Annotated in this window: 17 protein-coding genes; 5 read left to right on the forward strand and 12 right to left on the reverse strand. The window is 71.8% G+C overall.

Annotation, left to right across the window (positions count from 1 at the left end):
• Window positions 1–102: 102 nt before the first annotated feature.
• From ACF1GV_RS22740 to ACF1GV_RS22750, 3 genes are all read right to left on the reverse strand, one after another.
• Window positions 103–1,722 carry an ABC transporter substrate-binding protein gene (locus tag ACF1GV_RS22740; RefSeq protein WP_391683718.1) on the reverse strand — a complete coding sequence of 540 codons (1,620 nt, stop codon included), beginning with the start codon at window positions 1,720–1,722 and terminating at the stop codon, window positions 103–105.
• A gap of 615 nt (window positions 1,723–2,337) precedes the next feature.
• Entirely contained in the window at window positions 2,338–4,245 is a 1,908-nt protein-coding gene (gene typA, locus ACF1GV_RS22745) for a translational GTPase TypA (protein ID WP_391683721.1), read from the reverse strand.
• Between the two features lie 761 nt (window positions 4,246–5,006).
• Window positions 5,007–7,217 (reverse strand): ABC transporter family substrate-binding protein, encoded by a 2,211-nt coding sequence (locus ACF1GV_RS22750; protein ID WP_391683723.1) that lies wholly within the window; start codon window positions 7,215–7,217, stop codon window positions 5,007–5,009.
• A 301-nt stretch (window positions 7,218–7,518) separates the two neighbouring features.
• Here ACF1GV_RS22750 and ACF1GV_RS22755 point away from each other — a divergent pair, with 301 nt between their 5' ends.
• Genes ACF1GV_RS22755 through ACF1GV_RS22770 form a run of 4 tightly spaced genes read left to right on the forward strand, consistent with a single transcriptional unit; the run spans window position 7,519 to window position 11,372 of the window.
• The gene (locus tag ACF1GV_RS22755) at window positions 7,519–7,806 is read left to right on the forward strand and encodes a hypothetical protein (protein ID WP_363267384.1); all 288 of its coding nucleotides are present in this window, start codon (window positions 7,519–7,521) and stop codon (window positions 7,804–7,806) included.
• 20 nt (window positions 7,807–7,826) lie between these two features.
• Window positions 7,827–8,651: a hypothetical protein gene (locus ACF1GV_RS22760; protein WP_391683727.1), complete on the forward strand. Its 825-nt coding sequence runs from the start codon at window positions 7,827–7,829 to the stop codon at window positions 8,649–8,651.
• Window positions 8,652–8,673: 22 nt separating this feature from the next.
• Window positions 8,674–10,605 (forward strand): fumarate reductase/succinate dehydrogenase flavoprotein subunit, encoded by a 1,932-nt coding sequence (locus tag ACF1GV_RS22765; RefSeq protein ID WP_391683729.1) that lies wholly within the window; start codon window positions 8,674–8,676, stop codon window positions 10,603–10,605.
• Window positions 10,602–11,372, forward strand: a complete 771-nt coding sequence (locus ACF1GV_RS22770) for a succinate dehydrogenase/fumarate reductase iron-sulfur subunit (RefSeq protein ID WP_391683732.1) — start codon at window positions 10,602–10,604, stop codon at window positions 11,370–11,372. Before ACF1GV_RS22765 ends, ACF1GV_RS22770 begins: the two co-directional genes overlap by 4 nt.
• On the opposite strand, the gene ACF1GV_RS22775 is transcribed toward ACF1GV_RS22770, so the two are convergent.
• Both ACF1GV_RS22775 and ACF1GV_RS22780 read right to left on the reverse strand, forming a co-directional pair.
• On the reverse strand, window positions 11,353–11,658 hold the full coding sequence (locus ACF1GV_RS22775) for a hypothetical protein (RefSeq protein WP_391683735.1): 306 nt from the start codon (window positions 11,656–11,658) through the stop codon (window positions 11,353–11,355). The two genes, ACF1GV_RS22770 and ACF1GV_RS22775, sit on opposite strands and share 20 nt — an antisense overlap.
• Window positions 11,659–11,675: 17 nt before the next feature.
• On the reverse strand, window positions 11,676–12,827 hold the full coding sequence (locus ACF1GV_RS22780; RefSeq protein WP_391683738.1) for a hypothetical protein: 1,152 nt from the start codon (window positions 12,825–12,827) through the stop codon (window positions 11,676–11,678).
• 22 nt (window positions 12,828–12,849) lie between these two features.
• Here ACF1GV_RS22780 and ACF1GV_RS22785 point away from each other — a divergent pair, with 22 nt between their 5' ends.
• Window positions 12,850–14,388, forward strand: coding sequence for a hypothetical protein (locus ACF1GV_RS22785; RefSeq protein ID WP_391683740.1), 1,539 nt, complete (start codon window positions 12,850–12,852; stop codon window positions 14,386–14,388).
• 15 nt (window positions 14,389–14,403) lie between these two features.
• Here the strand turns inward: ACF1GV_RS22785 and ACF1GV_RS22790 are convergent, their stop codons facing one another.
• From ACF1GV_RS22790 to ACF1GV_RS22820, 7 genes are all read right to left on the reverse strand, one after another.
• Window positions 14,404–17,052: a SpoIIE family protein phosphatase gene (locus ACF1GV_RS22790; protein ID WP_391683743.1), complete on the reverse strand. Its 2,649-nt coding sequence runs from the start codon at window positions 17,050–17,052 to the stop codon at window positions 14,404–14,406.
• A gap of 265 nt (window positions 17,053–17,317) precedes the next feature.
• Entirely contained in the window at window positions 17,318–17,722 is a 405-nt protein-coding gene (locus ACF1GV_RS22795) for an ATP-binding protein (protein ID WP_391683745.1), read from the reverse strand.
• Between the two features lie 238 nt (window positions 17,723–17,960).
• Complete coding sequence (locus ACF1GV_RS22800) at window positions 17,961–18,371, reverse strand: (deoxy)nucleoside triphosphate pyrophosphohydrolase (RefSeq protein ID WP_391683748.1); 411 nt, start codon at window positions 18,369–18,371, stop codon at window positions 17,961–17,963.
• A 31-nt stretch (window positions 18,372–18,402) separates the two neighbouring features.
• The gene (locus ACF1GV_RS22805) at window positions 18,403–18,603 is read right to left on the reverse strand and encodes an SPOR domain-containing protein (RefSeq protein WP_391683749.1); all 201 of its coding nucleotides are present in this window, start codon (window positions 18,601–18,603) and stop codon (window positions 18,403–18,405) included.
• Between the two features lie 369 nt (window positions 18,604–18,972).
• Window positions 18,973–19,725 carry a GntR family transcriptional regulator gene (locus ACF1GV_RS22810; RefSeq protein ID WP_391683752.1) on the reverse strand — a complete coding sequence of 251 codons (753 nt, stop codon included), beginning with the start codon at window positions 19,723–19,725 and terminating at the stop codon, window positions 18,973–18,975.
• 182 nt (window positions 19,726–19,907) lie between these two features.
• Complete coding sequence (locus ACF1GV_RS22815) at window positions 19,908–21,140, reverse strand: DUF4190 domain-containing protein (RefSeq protein ID WP_391683754.1); 1,233 nt, start codon at window positions 21,138–21,140, stop codon at window positions 19,908–19,910.
• A 468-nt stretch (window positions 21,141–21,608) separates the two neighbouring features.
• Window positions 21,609–22,439 (reverse strand): oxidoreductase, encoded by an 831-nt coding sequence (locus ACF1GV_RS22820; RefSeq protein ID WP_391683757.1) that lies wholly within the window; start codon window positions 22,437–22,439, stop codon window positions 21,609–21,611.
• Between the last annotated feature and the right edge of the window lie 43 nt (window positions 22,440–22,482).

Here is a 22,482-nt window from a genome sequence, read left to right on the forward strand (position 1 = left end):
CTTGTCCGTACGTGTGTGCTGAAAAGGGCCCCCCGGCCTGTTGTCGGCCGACGCCGTGCCGCACCCCCCCGGGTGCGGCACGGCAACGCTGTTCGCCAGCGGTTACTTCTTGACCTGAACGCCGGTCAGGATCGGGTCACCGTCCTGGGCGTACTTGACACCGGAGACCTTCTCCGAGTAGCCCGCGTTGACCTTGTAGTACCAGAGCGGGATGCTCGGCATGTACTTCGGCAGTTCCTTCTCGATCTGCTGGTACTGCTTCTCCGAGTCCTCCAGCGTCTTCGCCGCGTCAGCCTTGGCGATCAGATCGTCGATCTGCTTGCTGTTGAAGTCACCCTGGTTGCCGTCGGCCTTGGAGCCGAACAGGTCGCGGATGAAGTTGGAGATGAACGGGTAGTCGAGCACCCAGCCGGAGCGGTACAGCGACTTGACCTGCTTGGCGTCACGCGCGTTGGTGTCCGCCTGGAAGTCGGGCTTGGAGTCGCCCGTGCAGGCCACGCCGGTCGCCTTGGTGATGGAGCCGCAGACGGCCTCCACCCACTCCTTGTGACCGCCGTCCGCGTTGAACTGGATGGAGATCTTGTTGCCCGGGACGCCGCCGCCGGCCTTGATGAGCTCCTTGGCCTTGGCCGGGTCGTACTTGGTGATGTCGCCGACGGCGTTCGGCTCGTAGCCGAGGACGCCCTTGGCGACCCAGCCGGTGGCCGGCTCACGGGTGCCCTGGAGGACCGTCTTGGTGATGGTGTCCCGGTCGATCGCCATCGACAGACCCTGCAGGACGCGGGGGTCGATCTTCTTCCACTGCGGGGAGTAGTACGCCACCGCGATGGTCTGGATGGCGGAGTACGCCTGGTCCACGGCGCGGTCGCCGAGGTCGGCCTTGTAGACCGGCAGGTCACGCGGGGCGACCTGGCGCATCACGTCGAGGTTGCCGGACTTGAGGTCCTGGTAGGCGGTCTCGAGCTTCGCGTAGTTCTTGAAGATCACACCGCCGTTCTGGGCGGCGTTCGGACCCTTGTAGCCGTCGAACTTGGTGACCTCGATCTGCTTCTTGTGGTCCCACTTGACGAACTTGTAGGGACCGTTGCCGATCGGGTGCTCGCCGGCCTTCTTCGGGTCCGCGTAGAAGGACTCGGGCAGCGGGTCGAAGACCTCGTAGCCGAGCTTGTACACGAAGTACGGGATCGGCTTGGACAGCGTGATGGTGAAGGTGTTGTCGTCGACGACCTTCAGGCCGGACATCTCGGTGGCCTTGGCCTTGCCGCTCTCCGGGGCGACGTCGCCGTAGCCCTGGATGTCGGCGAACCACGCGCTGTTGGTCTGCTTGTTGGCCGGGTTGGCCGCCCAGTTCCACGCCTTGACGTAGGACGTGGCGGTGACCGGGGTGCCGTCGTGGAAGGTCCAGCCCGGCTTCAGCTTGACCGTGAAGGTCTTGTTGTCCTTGGTGTCGATCGACTGCGCGTTGACGTTGACGATCTTGCCGCTGCTGTCGTAGTCGACGAGCCCGGAGAACAGCGACTTGATGACGATGCTGCCGTTGGACTCCATGGTGTTGGCCGGCTGCAGCGGGTTCTGCGGCTCGCCCACCTCGACCGAGAACTTGCCGTTCGGGTCGATCGCGGCCTTGCCGTCGCCCTTGTCGCTGCCACCACCACAGGCGGTCGCACCAAGCGCCACAACCGCGGCTATCGCGACCCACTTGGCGCTTTTCGCACCGCGCATGGGTTCCTCCTTATGAGTCCTTTGGTTCACCGCATAGAGGGGCACGCGTCACACCACCGTCATGGACGGTGCAGATGGTGAGGTGTCCCCCCGCTCGCGAGTCGGCGCCGCAGCTGGCGCGACCCGAGATCCGAGCTCTACGCGCCTAACTATCTGCCATGGGCCACCAGCCGAACCACACCCCTAAGGTCTCGGTTCGATCACACCTGTCGCCTACTTCTTCCAAAATCCGGACAAACAGTTTGCAGATAGATCGCTGCGAAACGGACTTGTTACACATCTATCGGTGATCACTGTCCGCATTCCGGACACACGGGTGGGAAAAAGCACTTGCGGCTACCGTGGCCGCCGTGCGGGGCGCTTCGCGCTGCCCCGAAGAAGGGGCGGCCGGACGCGAACGGCGAGGGCCCGCCGGGCACTTGAGCGCATGACAGATCACGCCCACCCGCTCAGCAGACTAGTAGAAATCGGCCACCCTGTGCGGCTTAGAGCCCAGGATGAAGGGTTTTCCCTACCCTCTGGCGGATTCCCCCGGCACGCACGGTATGGGTACGGCAACGCAGACGAGCCGGGCCCCCGCTCAACGCGGGGGCCCGGCTCGTCGCTGCCGGTGTGTCAGCCGTGCTTGGCGCGGCTCGCGGCGCGGGCGCGCTCGCGGGCGTCCAGGTTCACCTTGCGGATGCGGACGGCCTCCGGGGTCACCTCGACGCACTCGTCGTCGCGGCAGAACTCCAGGGACTGCTCCAGCGACAGCTTGCGCGGCGGGACGATCGCCTCGAACGAGTCGGCGGAGGAAGACCGCATGTTGGTGAGCTTCTTCTCCTTGGTGATGTTGACGTCCATGTCGTCGGCGCGGGAGTTCTCACCGACGATCATGCCCTCGTACACCTCGGTACCCGGCTCCACGAACAGCACGCCGCGCTCCTGCAGGTTCGTCATCGCGAAGGCGGTGACGGCACCGGCGCGGTCGGCGACCAGCGAGCCGTTGTTGCGGGTCGTCAGGTTGCCGAACCAGGGCTCGAAGCCCTCGTGGATGGAGTGGCCGATACCCGTGCCACGGGTCTGGGTCAGGAACTCGGTGCGGAAGCCGATGAGACCACGGGACGGCACCACGAACTCCATGCGGACCCAGCCGGAGCCGTGGTTGGACATGTTGTCCATCCGGCCCTTACGGACGCCCATGAGCTGGGTGACGGCACCCATGTGCTCCTCGGGCACGTCGATCGTCATGCGCTCGACCGGCTCGTAGGTCTTGCCGTCGACGTCCTTGGTGACGACCTGCGGCTTGCCGACGGTCAGCTCGTAGCCCTCGCGGCGCATCTGCTCGACCAGGATGGCGAGCGCCAGCTCACCACGGCCCTGGACCTCCCAGGCGTCCGGACGCTCGGTGTCCAGCACCCGCAGCGAGACGTTGCCGATCAGCTCGCGGTCCAGGCGGTCCTTGACCTGGCGGGCGGTGACCTTGCGGTCCTTCACGGCCGCCTTGGCGTCGGCGCCCTTGCCGGTGCCGCCGCGGCCGACCAGCGGCGAGGTGTTCGTGCCGATCGTCATCGAGATCGCCGGCTCGTCGACCGTGATCAGCGGCAGCGCGACCGGGTTCTCCGGGTCGGCCAGGGTCTCGCCGATCATGATGTCCGGGATACCGGCGACGGCGCAGATGTCACCCGGGCCGGCCTTCTCGGCGGGCTTGCGGGTGAGCGCCTCGGTCATCATCAGCTCGCTGATGCGGACGTTGCTGATCGAGCCGTCGCGCTTGATCCAGGCGACCGTCTGGCCCTTGCGCAGCTCCCCCTGCTCGACACGGAGCAGCGCGATACGGCCGAGGAAGTTGTCGGCGTCGAGGTTGGTGACGTGGGCCTGGAGCGGGGCGTCCTCGTCGTACGCCGGGGCCGGGATGTGCTCCAGGATGGTGGAGAAGAACGGCTCCAGGCTGTCGCTGTCGGCCGGGACCGTGCCGTTGTCCGGCTTGGTCAGCGAGGCGATGCCGTCACGGCCGCAGGCGTAGACGATCGGGAACTCGATCTGCTCCTCGTCCGCGTCCAGGTCCAGGAAGAGGTCGTAGGTCTCGTTGACGACCTCGTCGATCCGGGAGTCCGGGCGGTCCGTCTTGTTGATGCACAGGATGACGGGCAGGCGCTGCTGGAGCGCCTTGCGCAGCACGAACCGGGTCTGCGGCAGCGGGCCCTCGGAGGCGTCCACCAGCAGCACGACACCGTCGACCATCGACAGACCGCGCTCGACCTCGCCGCCGAAGTCGGCGTGGCCGGGGGTGTCGATGATGTTGATCGTGATCGGGTCCCCGCCGTCCTTCGGGTGGTACTTGACCGCCGTGTTCTTGGCGAGGATCGTGATGCCCTTCTCACGCTCCAGGTCGTTCGAGTCCATCATGCGGTCGTCGACGCCCTCGAGCTGGTGGGCGGCGAAGGCGCCGGCCTGCTTCAGCATGCCGTCGACGATGGTGGTCTTGCCGTGGTCGACGTGGGCGACGATGGCGACATTGCGGATGTCGTGGCGCGTGGCCATATTGCGGCGATCTCCCGGAGTGTGAGGACGGCCCTGCTGCGCGGGCCCTGCCGGGCTGAACATGCCACGGCCTCACCCCATGGTACGGGGCCGCCGCCCGGGCGGCTTGGCGACCTACGTCCCCGCAGCTCACGGCTCCGCGGAGACCTTCCCGAGGGCTCCCCCGGGGGGCGCTGGGCTCCGGCCGGGGTGGGGCGGCTCCGCCCAGGGGTTGGTCGGCTCCGGCCAGGTGCCGTGGGCTCCGGCCGGGTGGGGGTGGTGCGGGTGCCGTCCCTGGGGTTCTGCCCAAGATCCCGGCAGGGGCTCCGCCCCTGGACCCCGGGGGTTGCCCACCCACCCGACTCGGTCGGCCAGGAGCCTCCGGCACGGGGCTCCGCCCCGGACCCCGGCGGCGACTCCGTCCCCTGGGGAGTCGCCGGGCCACGGGGGCGGCTCCGCAGCCTCGCCGCAGTTCACCGGCCGACGACCCCCAGCAGGGGCTCCCGGGCTCAGCCGAAGAACTGGGCTGGTGCACAGCCCCAGGACGGGGTGCGGGGCGGGGATCCAGGGCGCAGGCCCGGGGCGGGGTCCGGGGCAGAGCCCCGCGGCGGCCCCTCCTGGGCCAAGCGAGTCGGGTGGGCGGGTGGGCGAACGCCCCCGGCGGCGCAGCCCCACGCCGCCTTGGGCCCCCGGGGCGGGCCGCTACCCACCCCGGGGCCCGGGGCGCAGCCCCTGGGCGGACCCTGACCAAGAGCGTCCGCCCCGTCCCCGTCCCCGTCCCGTTACGACGACGGGCTCGCCGTGATCTTCTCGCCCTTCTTCAGGTACCCCATGTCCTCGTACACCGGCGTCTGGAAGCCGAACGCTCCCGCGTTGGCGAGGGACGTGCGCGTGGCCACCAGTTGCGGGCGCTGGAAGAGGGGAATCGATCCTGCAGCGGCCCAGATGCGGGAGTCCGCCTTGCGGATCAGGTCCTGTTCCTCGTCCTGGTCCAGCGTCGCGATCGCCTGGTCGAAGAGCTGGTCGACCTGGTCCGTGCCGACCCGTGTGTAGTTCTGCTCCACGGTCAGCGAGCCGTCGGCGGCCGGTACCGGCTTCGCGTAGATCGGGCGGGCGTCGGTCGCCGGGAAGGCGGAGGCCGGCCAGGAGTACAGGGCCAGGTCGTACTGGCCGGTCGCGATGTGGTCCTTGAAGTAGCTGTCGTCCGACACCTTGGTGATCTCGGTCCGGATCCCGACCTTCGCCAGCATCGCGGAGATCCGGTCCGCGACCTGCCGCAACGTCTGCGAGCCCGCCCCCGACGGCAGCACGAAGCGGAGCGTCAGCGGCTTGCCGTCCTTCGCCAGCACCCGCGACCCCGCTCCCGCGGGCGCCGCCGTTCCCTTCGGCGCGTACGCCCCCGGCGCCCCGCCCTGCCGCAGCTGCCACTCGGCGAGCGGCCGGCCGTCCTGCGCGAGGTGGCGTCCGCCGTCCTCGCCGTGCCCGGGCTGCCACCCGGCCTTGTCGTCCTGGCCGACGATGTAGGTGCCGACGTCGCCGCCCCCTGACGCGTCCGGGCCGGGCTTGCCGCGGCCCGGCTTGTCCTCCGACACCCCCTGCTTGTCCCCTTCCGCGCCGGCCGCCTTCTCCCCCTTCTTCTGCTCGTCCACCGGCCCGCCCGGCACCCATCCCGCGTCCGCGAGCAGCGCCTGCGCCTCCGCGGTGTCCTGGTCGCCGAGCGCCCCGCTGTTGTCGGCGTACGCCGGCTGCCCGGACAGCGCCAGATGGCTGCCCACCGGCACCGCCGGCAGCCCCAGAGGCTTCAGCACCAGCTTGGCCAGCTGCTTCCGGTCCAGCGCCCGCGCCACCGCCCGCCGCACCCGCTCGTCGGCCAGCGGACCCTCGGAGCCGTTGAGCGCGAGCTGCGTGTACGCCGCCTCGAAGGACTTGCGCACCTCGAAGGCGCGCAGCTCCTCCTTCTCCTTCTGCTCCTGGGCGACCGCCTTGGTCAGCTTCTCCCAGGCCCGCAGCTCCTCGTCACCGGGCTCGGCGTCGGCGCCGTGCTGCGCCGCCCAGGTGCGCAGCGCCTTGACCGCCGTACGGCCGCCGGGCCCCTGCAGCGGACCGGCCGCGCCCCCGGCGCTTCCGGTGACGCGCTGGGCGTCGGACGGGTCGATCTCGGCCATGTCGACGCTGCCCGCGGCCAGCGCCTGCGCCCGCTTGTCGCGCGGCACGGCCTGCAGCACGATCTCGTTCAGCTTGGCCGGGTGCCCCCACCAGCGCGGATTGCGGGTGAGGACGACGTCCTTGGCCTTGCTGTCCACCGTCTGGACCTTGAACGGCCCGGCGCTGACCTTCAGCTTGCGCCGCGCCCCGTCGTTGAACGCGTCCGGCGTCCCCGTGACGTCCTTCGGGTACAGCGGCGAGAACAGCGACCGCCAGTCGGCGTAGGGCTTGGCGAAGGTGACCTTGACCTCGAGGTCGTTCGCGCCGCGCTCGATCTTCTCGATGCGGTCGTACCCGGCGTTGCGGGCGGACCAGTAGGCGGAGTCCTTGCCGGACAGGGCGCGCCACTGCGCGGCGAAGTCGGCGGCGCCGATCTCCCGGCCGTCGCTCCACACGGCCTGCTGGTTCAGCTTGTACAGCACGACCTGCTTGGGCTCGGTCTCGACGACCTTCGCCGACTCCAGGAAGTCGGCGTTGCGCTGTGGCCGGCCCTGCGCGTCGAGCCGGTACATGGAGGGCAGCACGGCCTGCGCGACGCGCGAGGTGGTGGCGTCGGCGTCGGACTGGAAGGTGTTCAGCGTCTCGGGGACCGCGTCGACGGCCCAGCGCAGCGTGCCGCCGTCGGCGATCTGGGCGCGGGCGGCCCGGGCGATGTCCTGCCCGGCGAGGGGCTTGCCGGCCTTGTCCTCGGAACTGCAGCCGGTGAGCACGGTCACCGCGAGCGCGCCCGCGGTGAGGAAGGCGACCGAGCGCATGACGGCGCGCGGTCCGACGACGTCGTGGGACATCTTGGGAGTACCTCCGGGAAGCCGCGGGCGTTATGATCACGTTTGGCGGTATATGGAGCTGATCACACGTATGCAGATTTGATGGAGCCACTGAAGAGGAAAGGATCCGGACACAGCCAGCGACACGACGGCGACGGCCCGTAAAGCCACCCGTGCGGCGCAACGCAACCGGCGATGCATCCGTACGCCTCCGCCAATCGGTGCACGTCACTTCACAGCGCGTGGTGTGACGCGCAACACTCGCAGGCGCATGAGCGTTGCCACCCAGGGCCTGAAAGACCCGCGGAAGTGAGGGCAAGTCATGTCCGTGCACGACGAACTGACGTCAGTCCAGCGCAGCCTCGACGACCTCTACCGGTCGCTGGTGCGTCTGGAGAAGCAGCTCGGCAGCGGCAGCCTGGAGATGCGCCGGGCCCGGATGGACGCCGACCATCTGCGTGAGAGCATCTCGCTGCTGCGCTCGGCGATCTCCCCCGCCCAGGCCGCCCGGCCCGAGGTCGTCAGCATCCCCGACACCCCCTACGACGGGTCCCTGTGGACCGACTCCGACGACGAGGGCCTCGGCGCCCGCGACCGGCACGCCCCCTGACCGGACGGGAGCCGTAAACGGTGGCCACTGGTACGGAACCCCGTCCGAGCAGCAGCGGCGGCGTCCGGTCGACGACCCGCGCCGCCATTGCCGCCGCGCACCTGCGCACCGACCGCTGGTGGCTGGCCCCCGCCGCCACCGCGGCCGGTCTGCTCGCCTTCGTCGTCTACTCGACCTGGCGGGCCTTCGCCAACGCTCACTACTACGCGGCGCCGTACGTCTCGCCGTTCTACTCGCCGTGCCTGGCGGAGAACTGCCGCACCATGCACGCCGGGCCCAACGCCGACCTCTTCGGCAGCTGGTGGGGCATCTCGCCGGCGATCATCATCCTGATCTTCCCGCTGGGCTTCCGGCTGACCTGCTACTACTACCGCAAGGCGTACTACCGCGGGTTCTGGGCGTCCCCGCCGGCCTGCGCGGTGCCCGAGCCGCACGCGAAGTACACCGGCGAGACCCGCTTCCCGCTCATCCTGCAGAACGTCCACCGCTACTTCTTCTACGCGGCGCTGCTGGTCGCGGGCGTGCTGACGTACGACACCGTGCTCGCCTTCCGCGACCCCCATTACCGCTGGGGACACATGGGTCTGGGCACCGTGGTGTTCCTCGTCAACATCGTGCTGATCTGGGCGTACACCCTGTCCTGTCACTCCTGCCGGCACATCGTCGGCGGGAAGCTCAAGCACTTCTCGATCCATCCCGTGCGCTACCGCATGTGGCAGTTCGTCGGCCGGCTCAACGCCCGGCACATGCAGCTCGCCTGGGCGTCCCTGCTGAGCGTGGCCCTCGCCGACTTCTACGTGTACCTCGTCGCGTCCGGGGTCTTCGCCGATCCGCGCTTCTTCTAGTGACTCAAGTGAGGACTGACCGATGTCCGTGGTCGACCGGCAGGAGTGGGACGTCGTCGTGGTCGGTGCCGGCGGCGCCGGGCTGCGGGCGGCGATCGAGGCGCGCGAGCGGGGCGCCCGTACGGCGGTGATCTGCAAGTCGCTGTTCGGCAAGGCGCACACCGTGATGGCCGAGGGCGGCATCGCGGCGGCGATGGCCAACGCCAACGAACACGACAGCTGGCAGGTCCACTTCCGCGACACGATGCGCGGCGGGAAGTTCCTCAACCAGTGGCGCATGGCCGAGCTGCACGCCAAGGAGGCCCCGGAGAGGGTCTGGGAGCTGGAGACCTGGGGCGCGCTGTTCGACCGTACGAAGGACGGCCGGATCTCCCAGCGCAACTTCGGTGGCCATGAGTACCCGCGCCTGGCGCACGTCGGCGACCGCACCGGCCTGGAGCTGATCCGCACCCTGCAGCAGAAGATCGTGGCGCTCCAGCAGGCCGACCACCGGGAGACCGGCGACTACGAGTCGGGTCTGAAGGTGTTCCAGGAGTGCACGGTCACCAGGGTCCTGAAGGACGGGGACCGGGTCAGCGGGGTCTTCGGCTACGAACGTGAGAGCGGGCGCTTCTTCGTGCTGGAGGCGCCCGCCGTCGTGATCGCCACCGGCGGCATCGGCAAGTCGTTCAAGGTCACGTCGAACTCGTGGGAGTACACCGGTGACGGGCACGCCCTCGCCCTGCTCGCGGGCGCGCCGCTGCTGAACATGGAGTTCGTGCAGTTCCACCCGACCGGCATGGTCTGGCCGCCGTCGGTGAAGGGCATCCTCGTCACCGAGTCGGTGCGCGGCGACGGCGGGGTCCTGCGCAACTCCGAGGGCAAGCGGTTCATGTTCGACTACATCCCCGACGTCTTCAAGGAGAAGTACGCCGAGACGGAGGAGGAGGCCGACCGCTGGTACGACGACCCGGACCACAACCGCCGTCCCCCCGAACTGCTGCCCCGCGACGAGGTGGCCCGCGCGATCAACTCCGAGGTGAAGGCGGACCGCGGCTCCCCGCACGGCGGGGTCTTCCTGGACGTGTCGACGCGGATGCCGGCGGAGGTCGTCAAACGGCGGCTGCCGTCGATGTACCACCAGTTCAAGGAGCTGGCCGACGTCGACATCACCGCGGAGGCGATGGAGGTCGGGCCGACCTGCCACTACGTGATGGGCGGCATCGCCGTCGACTCCGACACGGCCGCCGCGCGCGGGGTGCCCGGGCTGTACGCGGCCGGTGAGGTCGCCGGCGGCATGCACGGCTCGAACCGGCTCGGCGGCAACTCGCTGTCCGACCTGCTGGTGTTCGGCCGCCGTGCGGGCCTGCACGCCGCCGAGTACGCGGGGGCGCTGACGTACGAGCGGCCGCGGGTCGACGACGCCCAGGTCAACACGGCGGCGGCGGAGGCGCTGCGGCCGTTCTCGGCGGAGACGGAGGGCGAGGAGGGGCCGCCGGAGAACCCGTACACCCTCCACCAGGAGCTCCAGCAGACCATGAACGACCTGGTCGGCATCATCCGCCGGGAGGGCGAGATGGAGCAGGCGCTGCGCAAGCTCGGTGAGCTGCGGGCGCGGGCCCGGCGGGCCGGGGTGGAGGGCCACCGGCAGTTCAACCCGGGCTGGCACCTCGCGCTGGACCTGCGGAACATGCTGCTGGTCAGCGAGTGCGTGGCCCGGGCGGCGCTGGAGCGCACCGAGTCGCGCGGCGGCCACACCCGGGAGGACTTCCCGTCGATGGACCGCACCTGGCGCCGGGTGAACCTGCTGTGCCGGCTCACCGACCCCACCGGCACGCTCGCGGCGTCGGACCCCGCGCGCGGTCAGATCACCCTGGTCCGTGGGAGCACCGAGCCCATCCGCCCCGACCTGCTCGCCCTGTTCGAGAAGGAGGAGCTGGTCAAGTACCTCGCCGAAGAGGAGCTGTACGAATGAGCGGCTACCAGGCACGGTTCAAGGTGTGGCGGGGGGACGCGGCCGGCGGCGGCCTGGAGGACTTCACCGTCGAGGTGAACGAGGGCGAGGTCGTCCTCGACATCATCCACCGCCTCCAGGCGACGCAGGCGCCCGACCTCGCGGTGCGCTGGAACTGCAAGGCCGGCAAGTGCGGTTCGTGCTCGGCGGAGATCAACGGCCGTCCCCGGCTGATGTGCATGACCCGTATGTCGGTGTTCGACGAGGCCGAGACGGTCACCGTCACGCCCCTGCGCGCCTTCCCCGTCATCCGGGACCTGGTCACGGACGTCGGCTTCAACTACGCCAAGGCCCGCGAGGTCCCGGCGTTCGTGCCGCCGACCGGCCTCGGCCCCGGCGAGTACCGGATGATGCAGGAGGACGTGGACCGCTCGCAGGAGTTCCGCAAGTGCATCGAGTGCTTCCTGTGCCAGGACACCTGCCATGTCGTGCGCGACCACGAGGAGAACAAGACGGCGTTCGCCGGCCCGCGCTTCCTGATGCGCATCGCCGAACTCGACATGCACCCCCTGGACGCGGCCGCCGAGAGCGGCCTGGACCGCAAACGCACGGCCCAGGACGAACACGGTCTCGGCTACTGCAACATCACCAAGTGCTGCACGGAGGTCTGCCCCGAAGGCATCAAGATCACGGACAACGCCCTGATCCCGCTGAAGGAACGGGCCGTGGACCGCAAGTACGACCCACTGGTGTGGCTCGGCTCGAAGATCAGGAGGCGTTCGTCGTAGCGGGGCGGGGCCGCTGGGCGCGGTGCTGAAGCAGGCCTCCGGCGAGGATCTGCACCAGCGTGGCCACCGCCAGGCCGTCGCCCAGGCCCAGGGACACGTCGAAGAACCGCGTCGAGAGGCCCGTCGCCATGCCCGCGGCGAACAGAAGCGCCCCGGAGCCCCACAGCGCCGGGCGGACGATCCTGCCCCGCACCCAGGGCGCCACCCGTCCCGTCGTCAGCGTCACCACACCGAGCGCCGCGACCACCACGGTGGCCAGCAGAGCCGCCACCCACGAGTAATCCATCTCCCCCACCCCTTCGTTCAGCGAAGCCAGCCGTCACGGTACGCCTGCCAGTCGTCCTCCGTCGCCGCGAAGTCCACGTACAGGGCGACCCCGAAGTTCCCGCGGTCGGCGTCCGTGCGGGACAGGCCGAGGCGGACGCCGCGTACGCCCGCGGGGACCGTCTCCGCCGCGCCGCGGTGGCCGAAGCGGTTCTCGTGGTAGAAGGGCAGGCCCATCAGCAGGTCGGTGGACGGCGGGGTCACCTCGAGGGCGAGGGAGGTCTGCTGGGCGACGTAACCGCCGTAGGTGCTCTCCCACTGCTGCATCGTGTCGTACGACATGACGGCGATCTGGTCGACGCGGCGCGCGACCTGGCCGAAGAACTCCTGCGACCACCACTTGGGGTGCCCGGAAACCGCGCCGATGACGGAGTGCAGGCCCGGCAGCGGGTCGATCTGGTGGGCGGCGACGGACAGCAGCGCCCCGCGGGCGGTCGTCTCGCGGTGCAGGGCGTCCAGAAGGCCGAGGTAGTCGCGGTCGCCGGAGTGCAGCGGCTCCAGGTCGAAGTGGGCGCCGTCGAAGCCGGCGCCGAGGATCGCGCGGGTGGAGCCGACGATCGCCGCCCGGGTCGCGGCCCGCTCCAGGCGCAGCCCGTCCGGCCCCTCCGTGGCCAGCACGTCACCGAGCCAGGCCTGCACCCGCACCCCCGGCAGCTCCCGGTGCACCGCCGCGACCAGCCACCGCGCCCGCGGGTACGCCGACGCGGGCAGCGTCCCGTCGTGCTCCAGCGGCCCCGCGTGCACATACAGGTCGCGGATGCCGGTGCCGGCGAGCCGCCGGCCGAGGGCGGTGACGTCGGCGTCCTTCATGCGGCCGTCGACCCAGGCGTGCCCGAGCCACAGGGCGTCCCGGCCGCGGGTGCGGGTGCCGTCGGCGGGGTCGCCGGTGTAGTTCACGCGCAGGGCGATCTGGATGGCGAGCACCGGCAGCAGCAGGACCAGCACGACGACGAGGGCGATACGCCGGGCCAGACGCCACCGGCGTCCCGCGGGGCGGGGTGCGGTCGGCTCCGGCTCGCCGCCCTCCCCGGATATCGCCTCCGGGTCCTTCGTACGCTGCGGCTGTTCCATCCCCGTACCCCTCCCTCGTCCGTGCGCCCCACCGGACGCGCCCGGCTCGCGGCCCGTCATACCGGGCCATACGCTCCGAAACGTGACGTCATCCTCGCCCAGGGGCCGGCCGCGGCACACCACGTCGCACATATCCGTGCGGGTGGCGCATGCGCTGCTGGGCGGCACCACGGGCGTGGTGTGGCTGCTGTTGCCGGGGATGACGACGGCCGGCGAGCCCCCGGTTGCGATCACCCGTCCCGCACCGGCCGCGCGCACGGCGGCGGCGCAGCCGCGTGAGGACGAGACGTCCCCGACGGATCTCGTCCTGCCGGTGGCCGCCGTGGCGGCGGCCGGACTGCTCGCCGGCTACGGCTATGTGCGCATCGTCCGGCGCTCCCGCACCCGTACGACGCCCGCGACCGCGGCCCCACCCCCGGCCGCCTCTTCCGGCGTCCTGCCGTCCCACCCCTACACACCGAGCCCCGGCGAACTCGACCGGCAGGCACAGGCGGCGCTGGTGGAGGCCGACGAGTGTGTACGCGCCAGCCGGGAGGAGCTGGACTTCGCGCGGGAGCTGTACGACGAGCCGCGCCTGGAGCCATTCAGGCGGGCGCTGCGGGAGGCGGAGGGCGAGCTGGCGGCGGCGTTCGCGCTGCGGCAGCGCGACGACGAGGGCCTGCCGCGGCAGGACGAACCGGCGCGGCGGCACACGCTCGCCGGGATCGTCGGCCGGTGCGCGGAGGCGGGCCGCGTCCTGGACGCGACGGCGGCCGCCTTCGGTGAACTCCGCGCGGTGGACACCGCGGGGGCCGACGCGCTCGCGGTCGCGGAGGCCCGTTTCCGGGCGCTGGCCGGCCGCACCGGGCAGGCGCAGGACACGCTCGCGGACCTGCACGGTGCGTTCGCGGCCGGCGCGCTCGATCCGGTCACCGGGTACGTCGAGCTGGCCAAGGACCGCCTGGTGACGGCCACCACCCGGCTCAACGAGGCCCGGCAGGCCGCCGACCGGGGCGAGAGGGACCGCGCGGCGGCACGACTGCGGTCGGGTGAGGGGGCCGTGGCGCAGGCGGAGGTCTTCGTCACCGCGGTCGACCGGCTGGCGCGTGAACTGACAGCGGCCCGGCAGATGCTTCCGGCGGCCCTGACCGGCGCGGAGGCGGAGCTGACGGCGGCTCGCCGGACCGCCCCGGCGGATGTGCCGCCCGGGGATCTGCACTCCCGTATCGCGCACGCGGACGCCGTGCTGGCCTCCGTCCGCATGGAGCTGACCGGTGGTCGGGCCTACGACCCGCTGGCGGAGCTGCGGCGGATCGTGCGGGCGCTGGCGCCGGTGAGCACCGGGCGGGCGGGGGTGCTGACGGCGGCCGCGCGGCTGACGGCGCACAGCGCGGTGGCCGCGGCGGACGGTTTCGTCGCCACGCACCGGAGCGTGGTCGGCGCCCAGGCGCGCACCCGGCTGGCGGCGGCCGAGCGGGCTCTCACGTCGGACACGCTGCCCGGCCTGGTCGGCGCGGACACCCTGGCGGCCGCGGCCCGCGACCACGCCGAACAGGACGTCCGCGTGCACGGCCCGCCGCAGGAACCGGAGCCGGCGGCCTACGGCGGCCCCGCGACGCGCCGCCGCCTCGACAGGCCCTAGGCCCCGGGGCCGGCGTCAGAACAGGCTCAGCAAGGCCTCCGCCGGGTCCACCGGGCCTGACTCGCCGTCGGGGAGGGCCAGTTCGAACCAGACCGTCTTGCCGCGCGGGGTGCGGCGTGAGCCCCAGGACGCGGAGAGCAGGCCGACGAGCTGCAGTCCGCGGCCGCCCTCGTCGGTGTCGCGGGCGCGGCGGCGGCGCGGCTGTACCAGGCCGGAGTCCCAGACCTCGCAGACCAGGGTGCGGTCCAGCAGCAGCCGGAGCCGGATCTCGCCCTCGCCGTATCTCAGGGCGTTGGTGACCAGCTCGCTGACCAGCAGTTCGGTGGTGTCGACGAGCGGCTCCAGGTCCCAGGCGAGCAGCTGGGAGCGCGCGTACTCGCGGGCCCGGCCCACGCTGCGCGGCTCGCGCGGCAGGGTCCAGTCGCCGACGGAGTCGGCGGGCAGGCCCTGGACGCGGGCCATCAGCAGGGCGATGTCGTCCTCGCCGTGGTGGGTGTCGAGGGTGTTGAGGACCTGGTCGCAGACGTCCTCCAGGGGCAGCGCGGGGTCGGTCAGCGCGCCGACGAACGCCTGCAGGCCCTCGTCCAGGGGGTGGTCGCGGGACTCGACGAGCCCGTCGGTGTACAGGGCGAGCAGCGCGCCCTCCGGCAGCTCGACCTCGACCTCCTCGAACGGCTCCCCGCCGACGCCGAGCGGCATCCCGGGCGGCACGTCGAGCATCAGCGCCGCCTCGCCGGGTTCGACCAGCACCGGCGGCAGGTGGCCGGCGTTGGCGAAGGTGCAGCGGCGGGTGACGGAGTCGTAGACGGCGTAGACGCAGGTCGCGAGGTACACCTCGGACAGGTCCGCCTCGCGCGGGCGCCGGGCGGCCCGGGTGGCCTGCTGGACGCCGCCGGGGGTGCCGAGGCCGCGGGCGATCTCGTCCAACGCGGAGAGGACTTCGGCGGGTTCGAGGTCGAGCAGGGCCAGTGTGCGTACGGCCGTGCGGAGTTCGCCCATGGCGACGGCGGCGCGCAGCCCGCGCCCCATCACGTCGCCGACCACCAGTGCCGTGCGGTGGCCGGGCAGTTCGATGACGTCGAACCAGTCGCCGCCGACCTCGCTGGGCCGCCCGGTGGAGACGTTGCCGGGCAGGTAGCGGCAGGCGATGTCCAGCCCGGAGGCCACCGGGTCGCCGGGCGGCAGCAGGGACCGTTGCAGTATCAACGCCCGCTCGTGCTCACGCCGGTAGAGCCGGGCGTTGTCGATACAGACCGCCGCCCGCGCCGCCAGTTCGACGGCGAGATCCCGGTCCCGGTCCCCGAACGGCTCACTGCCCTTGGTCCGCGCGAACAGCGCGAGTCCTACGACGGTGTCGTGGGCGACCATCGGCACGGCGAGCATGGACTGCACCAGGCCGCCCTCCTCGCCCGGCACGCGCTGCGGGCGGGCGGTGCGCAGGGCTTCGGCGCAGGGCGAGTTGAACGAGTAGTGGTGGACCGCGCCGACCTCGACGCTCTCGCCGGGGCCGCCCCGGACCGGTGTGTCGGCGACGGCGCTGGCGTAGGCGACACGCCGCATCTCCGCGCTGCCGTCGGCGAGGCCGGGCGGGGTCTCGTCGCCGGCCAGCAGGCCCTGGTAGAGGTCGACGGTGGCGAGGTCGCAGAAGCCGGGGACGACGACGTCGAGGAGTTCGCGGGCGGTGGTCTCCAGGTCGAGGGAGTTGCCGATGCGGGCGCCCGCCTCGTTGAGGAGGGCGAGATTGCGCCGCGCGGCGGCGGCCTCGCGGGCGGCGGCGCGGCGGGCGGTGATGTCGGTGCCGAGCCAGGCGACGCCGATGGGCCGGCCGGAACCGCTGTGCACGCGATAGAGGTTGACGGACCAGTGGCGGCGCTCGTCGGAGCCGGGCACGTATCCGGTGACGTGCATGTCCGTGATGGAGTCGCCGGTCTGCAGGACCCGGCGCAGCGTCGCGGTGACCCGCTCGGCCTCCGGCCGGGGCAGATAGTCGTACACCCCCTTGCCGCGGTGGTCGTCGGGGGTGCCGCCGAAGGTGGACGCGAACCGCTGATTGGCGCGGCGCACCTTCAACTCGGTGTCGATGAGCAGAAAGCCGAACGGAGATTGGCCGAATATGGCCTGCGAGGCGGCGAGGTCGGTTTCGATGCTGCGCAGGGTGCGTACGTCCACGACGATGCAGACGGCGGCCCTCTCGCCTTCCTTGGTGCGCGTCGGCATGACGTACACCTCGGCGAGTCCGTCGACTCCGCGCCCGCCGTCCCCGGTGCCGGGCGGGCCGTCGACGGCGTCGCCCTCGGTGCGGGGCACACGGAAGGGGACCACGCCGGTCCACTCACGGCCGTCGAGGATCTCGGCCATCTTGCGCTGACTGCGGTCGCGCAGGTCGGGGTCGACGAACGCCTCTATGGGGTCCATGCCGACGGCGCGTTCGGCGGAGATGCCGAAGATCTGCTCGGCGCGCAGGCTCCACTGGTCGACGAGGCCGTCGGCGCCGATGCAGAAGGACGCGACCTTGATGTAGTCGTAGATGGAGCCGGGCGGGCTGCTCTGCCACAGCGTGTCACCGGTCCGCTCCGTATCGGAGGCGAGCGCGCCCGCGGCTGTTGCCCTCGCGCCGTCCGACGGGTCCTCGGACTCCGTGGCCTTCGCTGGTATCTCGCTCACGCGAACCGTCCCCTCCAGCTCACCGCGTCGGCATCGGTCACCGGCAGCGGCTGCCCGCAGTATCCAGCACTACGGCGCCGCACGACACGGTGTTCACGATCACAGCACGGTCCAGGCCCTTTTTGGTCCGTCCTGCGACAACACTTCCTGTCTTCTAACCGGGCGGCAGGTGCTCGAATCCCGCAGTTCGGCATTGGTCACGACCGGTACGGCCCCGGTGCCCGGCCCCGCGCGGTCGCGAACCGGTGGTGCGTCCGCCGGGCGTTCACCCGGGAAGCGCGAGTTCGAACCACACGGTCTTGCCGCCCTCGCCGGGCCGGGTGCCCCAGCGCCGGGAGGCCGATGCCACCAGTTGCAGCCCGCGGCCGCTCTCGTCGTCGGGGTGCGGGGTGCGCTCGCGGGGCGGGTCGGGCAGCGGGTCGGAGACCTCCGCCCGCAGCACGCCCTGGCCGTCGTGCCCGGCCAGCCGCACCAGGCGGACACCGATGGGGCCGGTGGCGTGCCGGAGCGCGTTGGTGACGAGTTCGCTGACCAGCAGGGCGGCGGTGTCGCCGAGGCTGTCCAGGTCCCAGGTGTGCAGCCGCGCCCGCACCACGGAGCGGGCGGCGCGCACGGCGCCCGGCTCAGCGGGGAACGTCCACTCGACGCAGTCGCCGTCGGTGTCGATCACACCGATCACTTCCCAGGCCAGCGGTCTCCCACCCTGTCCGGTTTCGTGGGGTTAATGGGCACATACCCGATATCCCGCACCCGGTACCGCTCGCGTGGGCGCACTGTGGCACAAACGGCGTAAAGACGCTCGCGGGGCGGCCGACGTGGGGCGCCGGCCTGCTTTCCCTTCCCTGCCGGGGGTTGGGCGGTGGGGAGGCGTCAGCTCTGCCGGGTGGGGGCTGGGCGGTGGGATGGCGTCAACGCACCCCGGAATCCAACGCCGACAGCGTTGCCCGTACCGCCGGGACGTCCTGGTCCAGCCAGTCGACGTCCCAGATCTCGCCGGGTCCGAGCCAGCGCAGCGCGTCGTGGTCCTCCAGCGGGCGCGGCAGGGGCGAGCCGGGCAGCAGGCGGGCGGTCCACACCTGTAGTACGTACGGCTCCCTGAGCGGCCACTGTCCCGGCACGCGCCCGACCGTCTCCGCGTCGACGCCCAGTTCCTCACGCAGTTCGCGCACCAGCGCGGCCTCGGGCGTCTCGCCCTGCTCCACCTTGCCGCCGGGCAGCTCCCAGCGGCCGGCCAGCTCCGGGGGCGCACTGCGGCGCGCGGCGAGCAGCCGGCCGCCGTCGAGCAGGGCGGCGCCGACGACCACGATCCGATCCGTCATGCGCCGGAGCCTATGCCAGGGCGCCCCCGGGTCAGTTCCGGGTGCCGTCGGCGCTCTGGGCGTGCTGGCCGATCCGTTCGACCCAGTAGAGCTGCTTGTGGCCGGTGGCATCGAGGCCGTCGGCGATCCTCTGGGCCTCCGCCCGGGTCGCGTACCTGCCCACGCGGTAGCGATTGCCGTTGTCGTCCTGCCGTATGACGAGCCAGGGAAGGGAGATCGTGCTCTCGTTCATCGCGCCCCACCGCTCCTTCCCACCCCGGCTCGTCCGCGCCCCGTCCGCGGCGCGAACCGGTCCCCGCCCGACAAGGAAACCGCAATCCGCATATGCCCGAGCCTACGCCCAGCCTTTACGCAGCGAACACGGGTTTTCACGAAGAGGTAGGCAACCGGCCAGTACGGACGGGGCGCACGAGGACGAATGCGCCGTGCGCGCGTCACGACAGGCCCGCTCGGCGCGTTGCCGGGCCTGCGGAGCCACAACGGGGACGACCTGCGAAGACGACCGAAACGCTACGGTTCGCGCGGGCGGCCCACAGCCGGGCGCCGAGCGCGCGGACCGGGCCCCAGGGGGCGGCCGGGGCGCATACCGCAAAGGTGTGCGCTACCTCACCGGCAGGTGGTACGCGACCCGGTAGCGGTCGGCCGGGATGACGACGTCGGCGGTCTCCACCGGGCGGCCGGAGGCGTAGTAGGTGCGCTGGACGACCAGGACGACATGGCCGGGCACACCGCCGAGCGCCTGCAACTCCTCGGCGAGTCCGGGGCGGGCGCCGACCTCCTCGGTGACGTTGTCCACGATGACGTCGATGGCGCGCATCCGCTCCACCACGCCCATCCCGCCGAGCGGCCCCTCCTCGGGCAGCATCACGGGCGTACGCCCGGTGACCGCGAGCGGCTCCCAGGAGGTGGACAGCATCATCGGCTCACCGGACTCGCGGAAGAGGTACCGGGTGCGCATCACACGCTCGCCGGGCTCGATGCCGAGCCGCGCGGCCACGGCGCGGCTCGCCTGCGCCTGCTCGCTGCTGGACTCCCAGGTGCCGCGCGCCTCGGCGTCCGCCTGCTCCTGCCGGAACGGGGTCGCGCCCCGTTCGGGCCGGAAGCCGGAGCGCGCGATACGGCGCGGCACCGGCCGCTCGCGCACATACGTCCCGGAGCCGGAGCGGCCCTCGACCAGCCCCTCGGCCATCAGGACCTTGCGGGCCTCCAGCGCGACGGTGTCGGAGACGCCGTACTCCTCGCGGATGCGGGCCTGGGAGGGCAGCCGGGTGTGCGGTGGCAGCGAGCCGTCGACGATCTTCTTGCGGAGATCACCCGCGACGCGCAGGTACGCCGGCTGCTCACCGAATGTCACTGGCCGCTCCCATCAGCTTGTACAGACAGCAACAGCGTGGCAACCGTGGGTTCGGCGGTGCAAGCGAAGGCCAGAGAATCACTCGAAGTGATGAAAGGGGGCGTGGTGGGGCGTCGGGCAGGGCACTGCTCGAAACCTCAACCAGGCGTCACGCAGGCACTTTCTCCCCGCTCCGGACGGGATCACACATCGAGTCCGCCGCCACCGCCGGAGCCGCCGAGGTCACCGGCGTCGCCGGTCCCGCCCGAGTCGGTCCCGCCCGAGTCGCCGTAGGTGTCCGACGGTGGCGTCGTGGCGAGATTCAGGGCCTTGCGGACGGCCACCGCCGGGGCGCCGTCGACGGCCTTGAACCCCGCGGCGTAGTGCGCGTCGAAGGTGTCCGGGTCCGTGGCGCTCGCGGCCTTCGCCCACTGCCCGCGGGCGGTCCGCAGCTCCTCGACGTAGGCGGCGACCTGCCTGCGGTGGCCGGCCCCCCAGCCGTACGACTCGAGCTGGGAGATCTGCCGGTCCAGCGCGCTCTTCATCTCGCGGGCCCAGACCCGGTTGCCCTCGAGATCGTCCTCGGCCAGGTCCTCGGGCTCGTCGTCCAGCGCCCTCTCGACCTCCTGGGCGGCCGTCAGGAAGGCGACCTGGTCCGCGTCCAGCGTGGTCGCGTCGGCGCGCAGCGAGCCGGTGAGCGTGCCGTCCTCGTCCGTGTTGCCGAAGACGCAGGCCACCTCGCGGTCGCCGAGGGCCCAACTGTCCTTGCTGGGGCTGAAGTAGTAGACGTCGACATCGCCGGGCCACGCCCAGCTGTCCATGGCGTAGGCGTCCGCGAGCGGATAACAGCGGCTCTCCGCCGCGGTGTCGATGGCGCGCTCGCCCGGGTAGTGGGAGCCGGCCGGGAGGTTGAACGTGCCGAACACCTCGCCGTCATGCCGGCCCGCGCAGGGCACCTCGTCGACGTCGTAGGTGGCGCCGCCCAGCGCGCCGGGCTCGTCGAAGCACTGGCCCTTGTGCAGCGAGAAGGCCGCGCTGTCGCGGGCGCCGTCCTTCATGCCCTGCCAGAAGTCGGCGACGCCGCCGGTGGCGAGGGCCAGCACCCACAAGGCGAGCCCGATCGTCGACAGGACGGCGCCGCCGATCGCCAGCCCCTTGCCCCGCTCGCCCCGCTTGCGGATCTGCACCAGCGCGATGACGCCCAGCACCAGACCGACGGCGGGCAGGAAACACAGCGCACCGAGGACCAGGGCGGCGATGGCCACGCCGTTGACCGGAGCGGGCCGGTTGAACGGGGTGTAGCCCTGCCCCCAGGGCTGATACGGCGGCGGGTAGCCGCCCGGTGCCGGGTACGGCCCCTGCGGCGGGGGCGCCTGGTACGACCCCGGCGTGGTCGGAGGCTGCTGGGGACCGGGGGGCGGGGGCGGTATGGACACGGGTGCCGTGCTCCTGCTTCGGGCGGGCGGGCGGGCGAGCGGGTGTGACTCGGATAGTCGCATGCGTCGGGGGCGGGTGGTGGCCGGGGGTGGCTGGCGACTGGGCCGGTTCTTTGTCTGCGGGTTCGTTGTGGTTGCTCGCGCCCACGCGGCGGAGCCGCATGTCGAATACAGCCCCGCGCCCATTTTTGTGCCTGCGGCGGCCCGTTGCGGTGCGTGGTGGGCTGTCGCGCCTGCGGTCGTCCGTCAGTCGGAGCCGGGGCGGGGGGTGTCCGTCCTCGGTCCGGCCGCCCGTATCCGACGGGGGTGCTGTTGCCCGGTACCGGCCACTGCGGGCGGACACCCCCCACCCCGTCCCCTTCCCGCCGTCGGCGACTACGGCCCGTCGCGTCTTCCGCCGCGGGTGCGGGCCGCCACGCGTGCGTCCGTCCGGGACCGGCTCGGCGGTGCGCTCGGTCTGACTGCCGGTTACGCGTCGAACGCCGTGGCCCGGGTCCGCTTCTCCCAGGCGGTGATGTCGGCGCGGACCTGGTCGAGGTGGCCGAGGACCGCGTCGACGCCGTCCTCGCCGAGCGGCAGACGCAGCGGGGTCTCCTCGGCGTTCAGGGCGTCCAGGATGAGCGCGGCAGCCTTGGCCGGATCGCCCGGCTGGGTGCCGTCGCCGCCCTCGACGAGCCCGCGTGTCGCGGTCACCTTCGGGTAGAGCCCGCTGTCGGCGCTGACGCCCGCGCGGCCCTCGGCGAACAGCGCGGTGCGGAAGGCGCCGGGCTCCACGATCAGCACCTTGATGCCGAACTCCCGTACCTCGTCGGCGAGTCCCTCCGACAGTCCCTCCAGGGCGAACTTCGTTCCGCTGTACGCCGAGAAGCCGGCGAAGGACATCTGCCCGCCCATGCTGCTCATCTGCACGATCGCGCCCGAGCGCCGCTCGCGCATGTGCGGCAGCACCGCGCGGGTGAGGGCCGCCGGCCCGAAGACGTGCACCTCGAACAGCTCGCGCAGCTCGGCCTCGCCGGTCTCCTCGAAGGCGCCGACGTGGGTGCGGCCCGCGTTGTTCACCAGCACGTCGATCCGCCCGTGCCGGGCGATGACGTCCTCGACGGCCGCGGCGGCTGCCGTCGTGTCGGTGACGTCCAGACGCAGCGCCTCCACCTGGTCGGGGTGCGCGGCGACGAGGTCGTCCAGCACCTCGGGTCGCCGCACGGCGCCCACGACCACATCACCGGTGGCGACGGCCGCCTCGGCGATCGCCCGCCCGAACCCGCTGCTCGCCCCGGTCACCAGCCACACCTTGTTCATGACCTCTCCTCGCTCTCGTCCTGAAACCAGCCTGCCGGTGTGG

It is taken from the genome of Streptomyces sp. NPDC014006, from assembly GCF_043088925.1.
Taxonomy (GTDB): Bacteria; Actinomycetota; Actinomycetes; order Streptomycetales; family Streptomycetaceae; genus Streptomyces.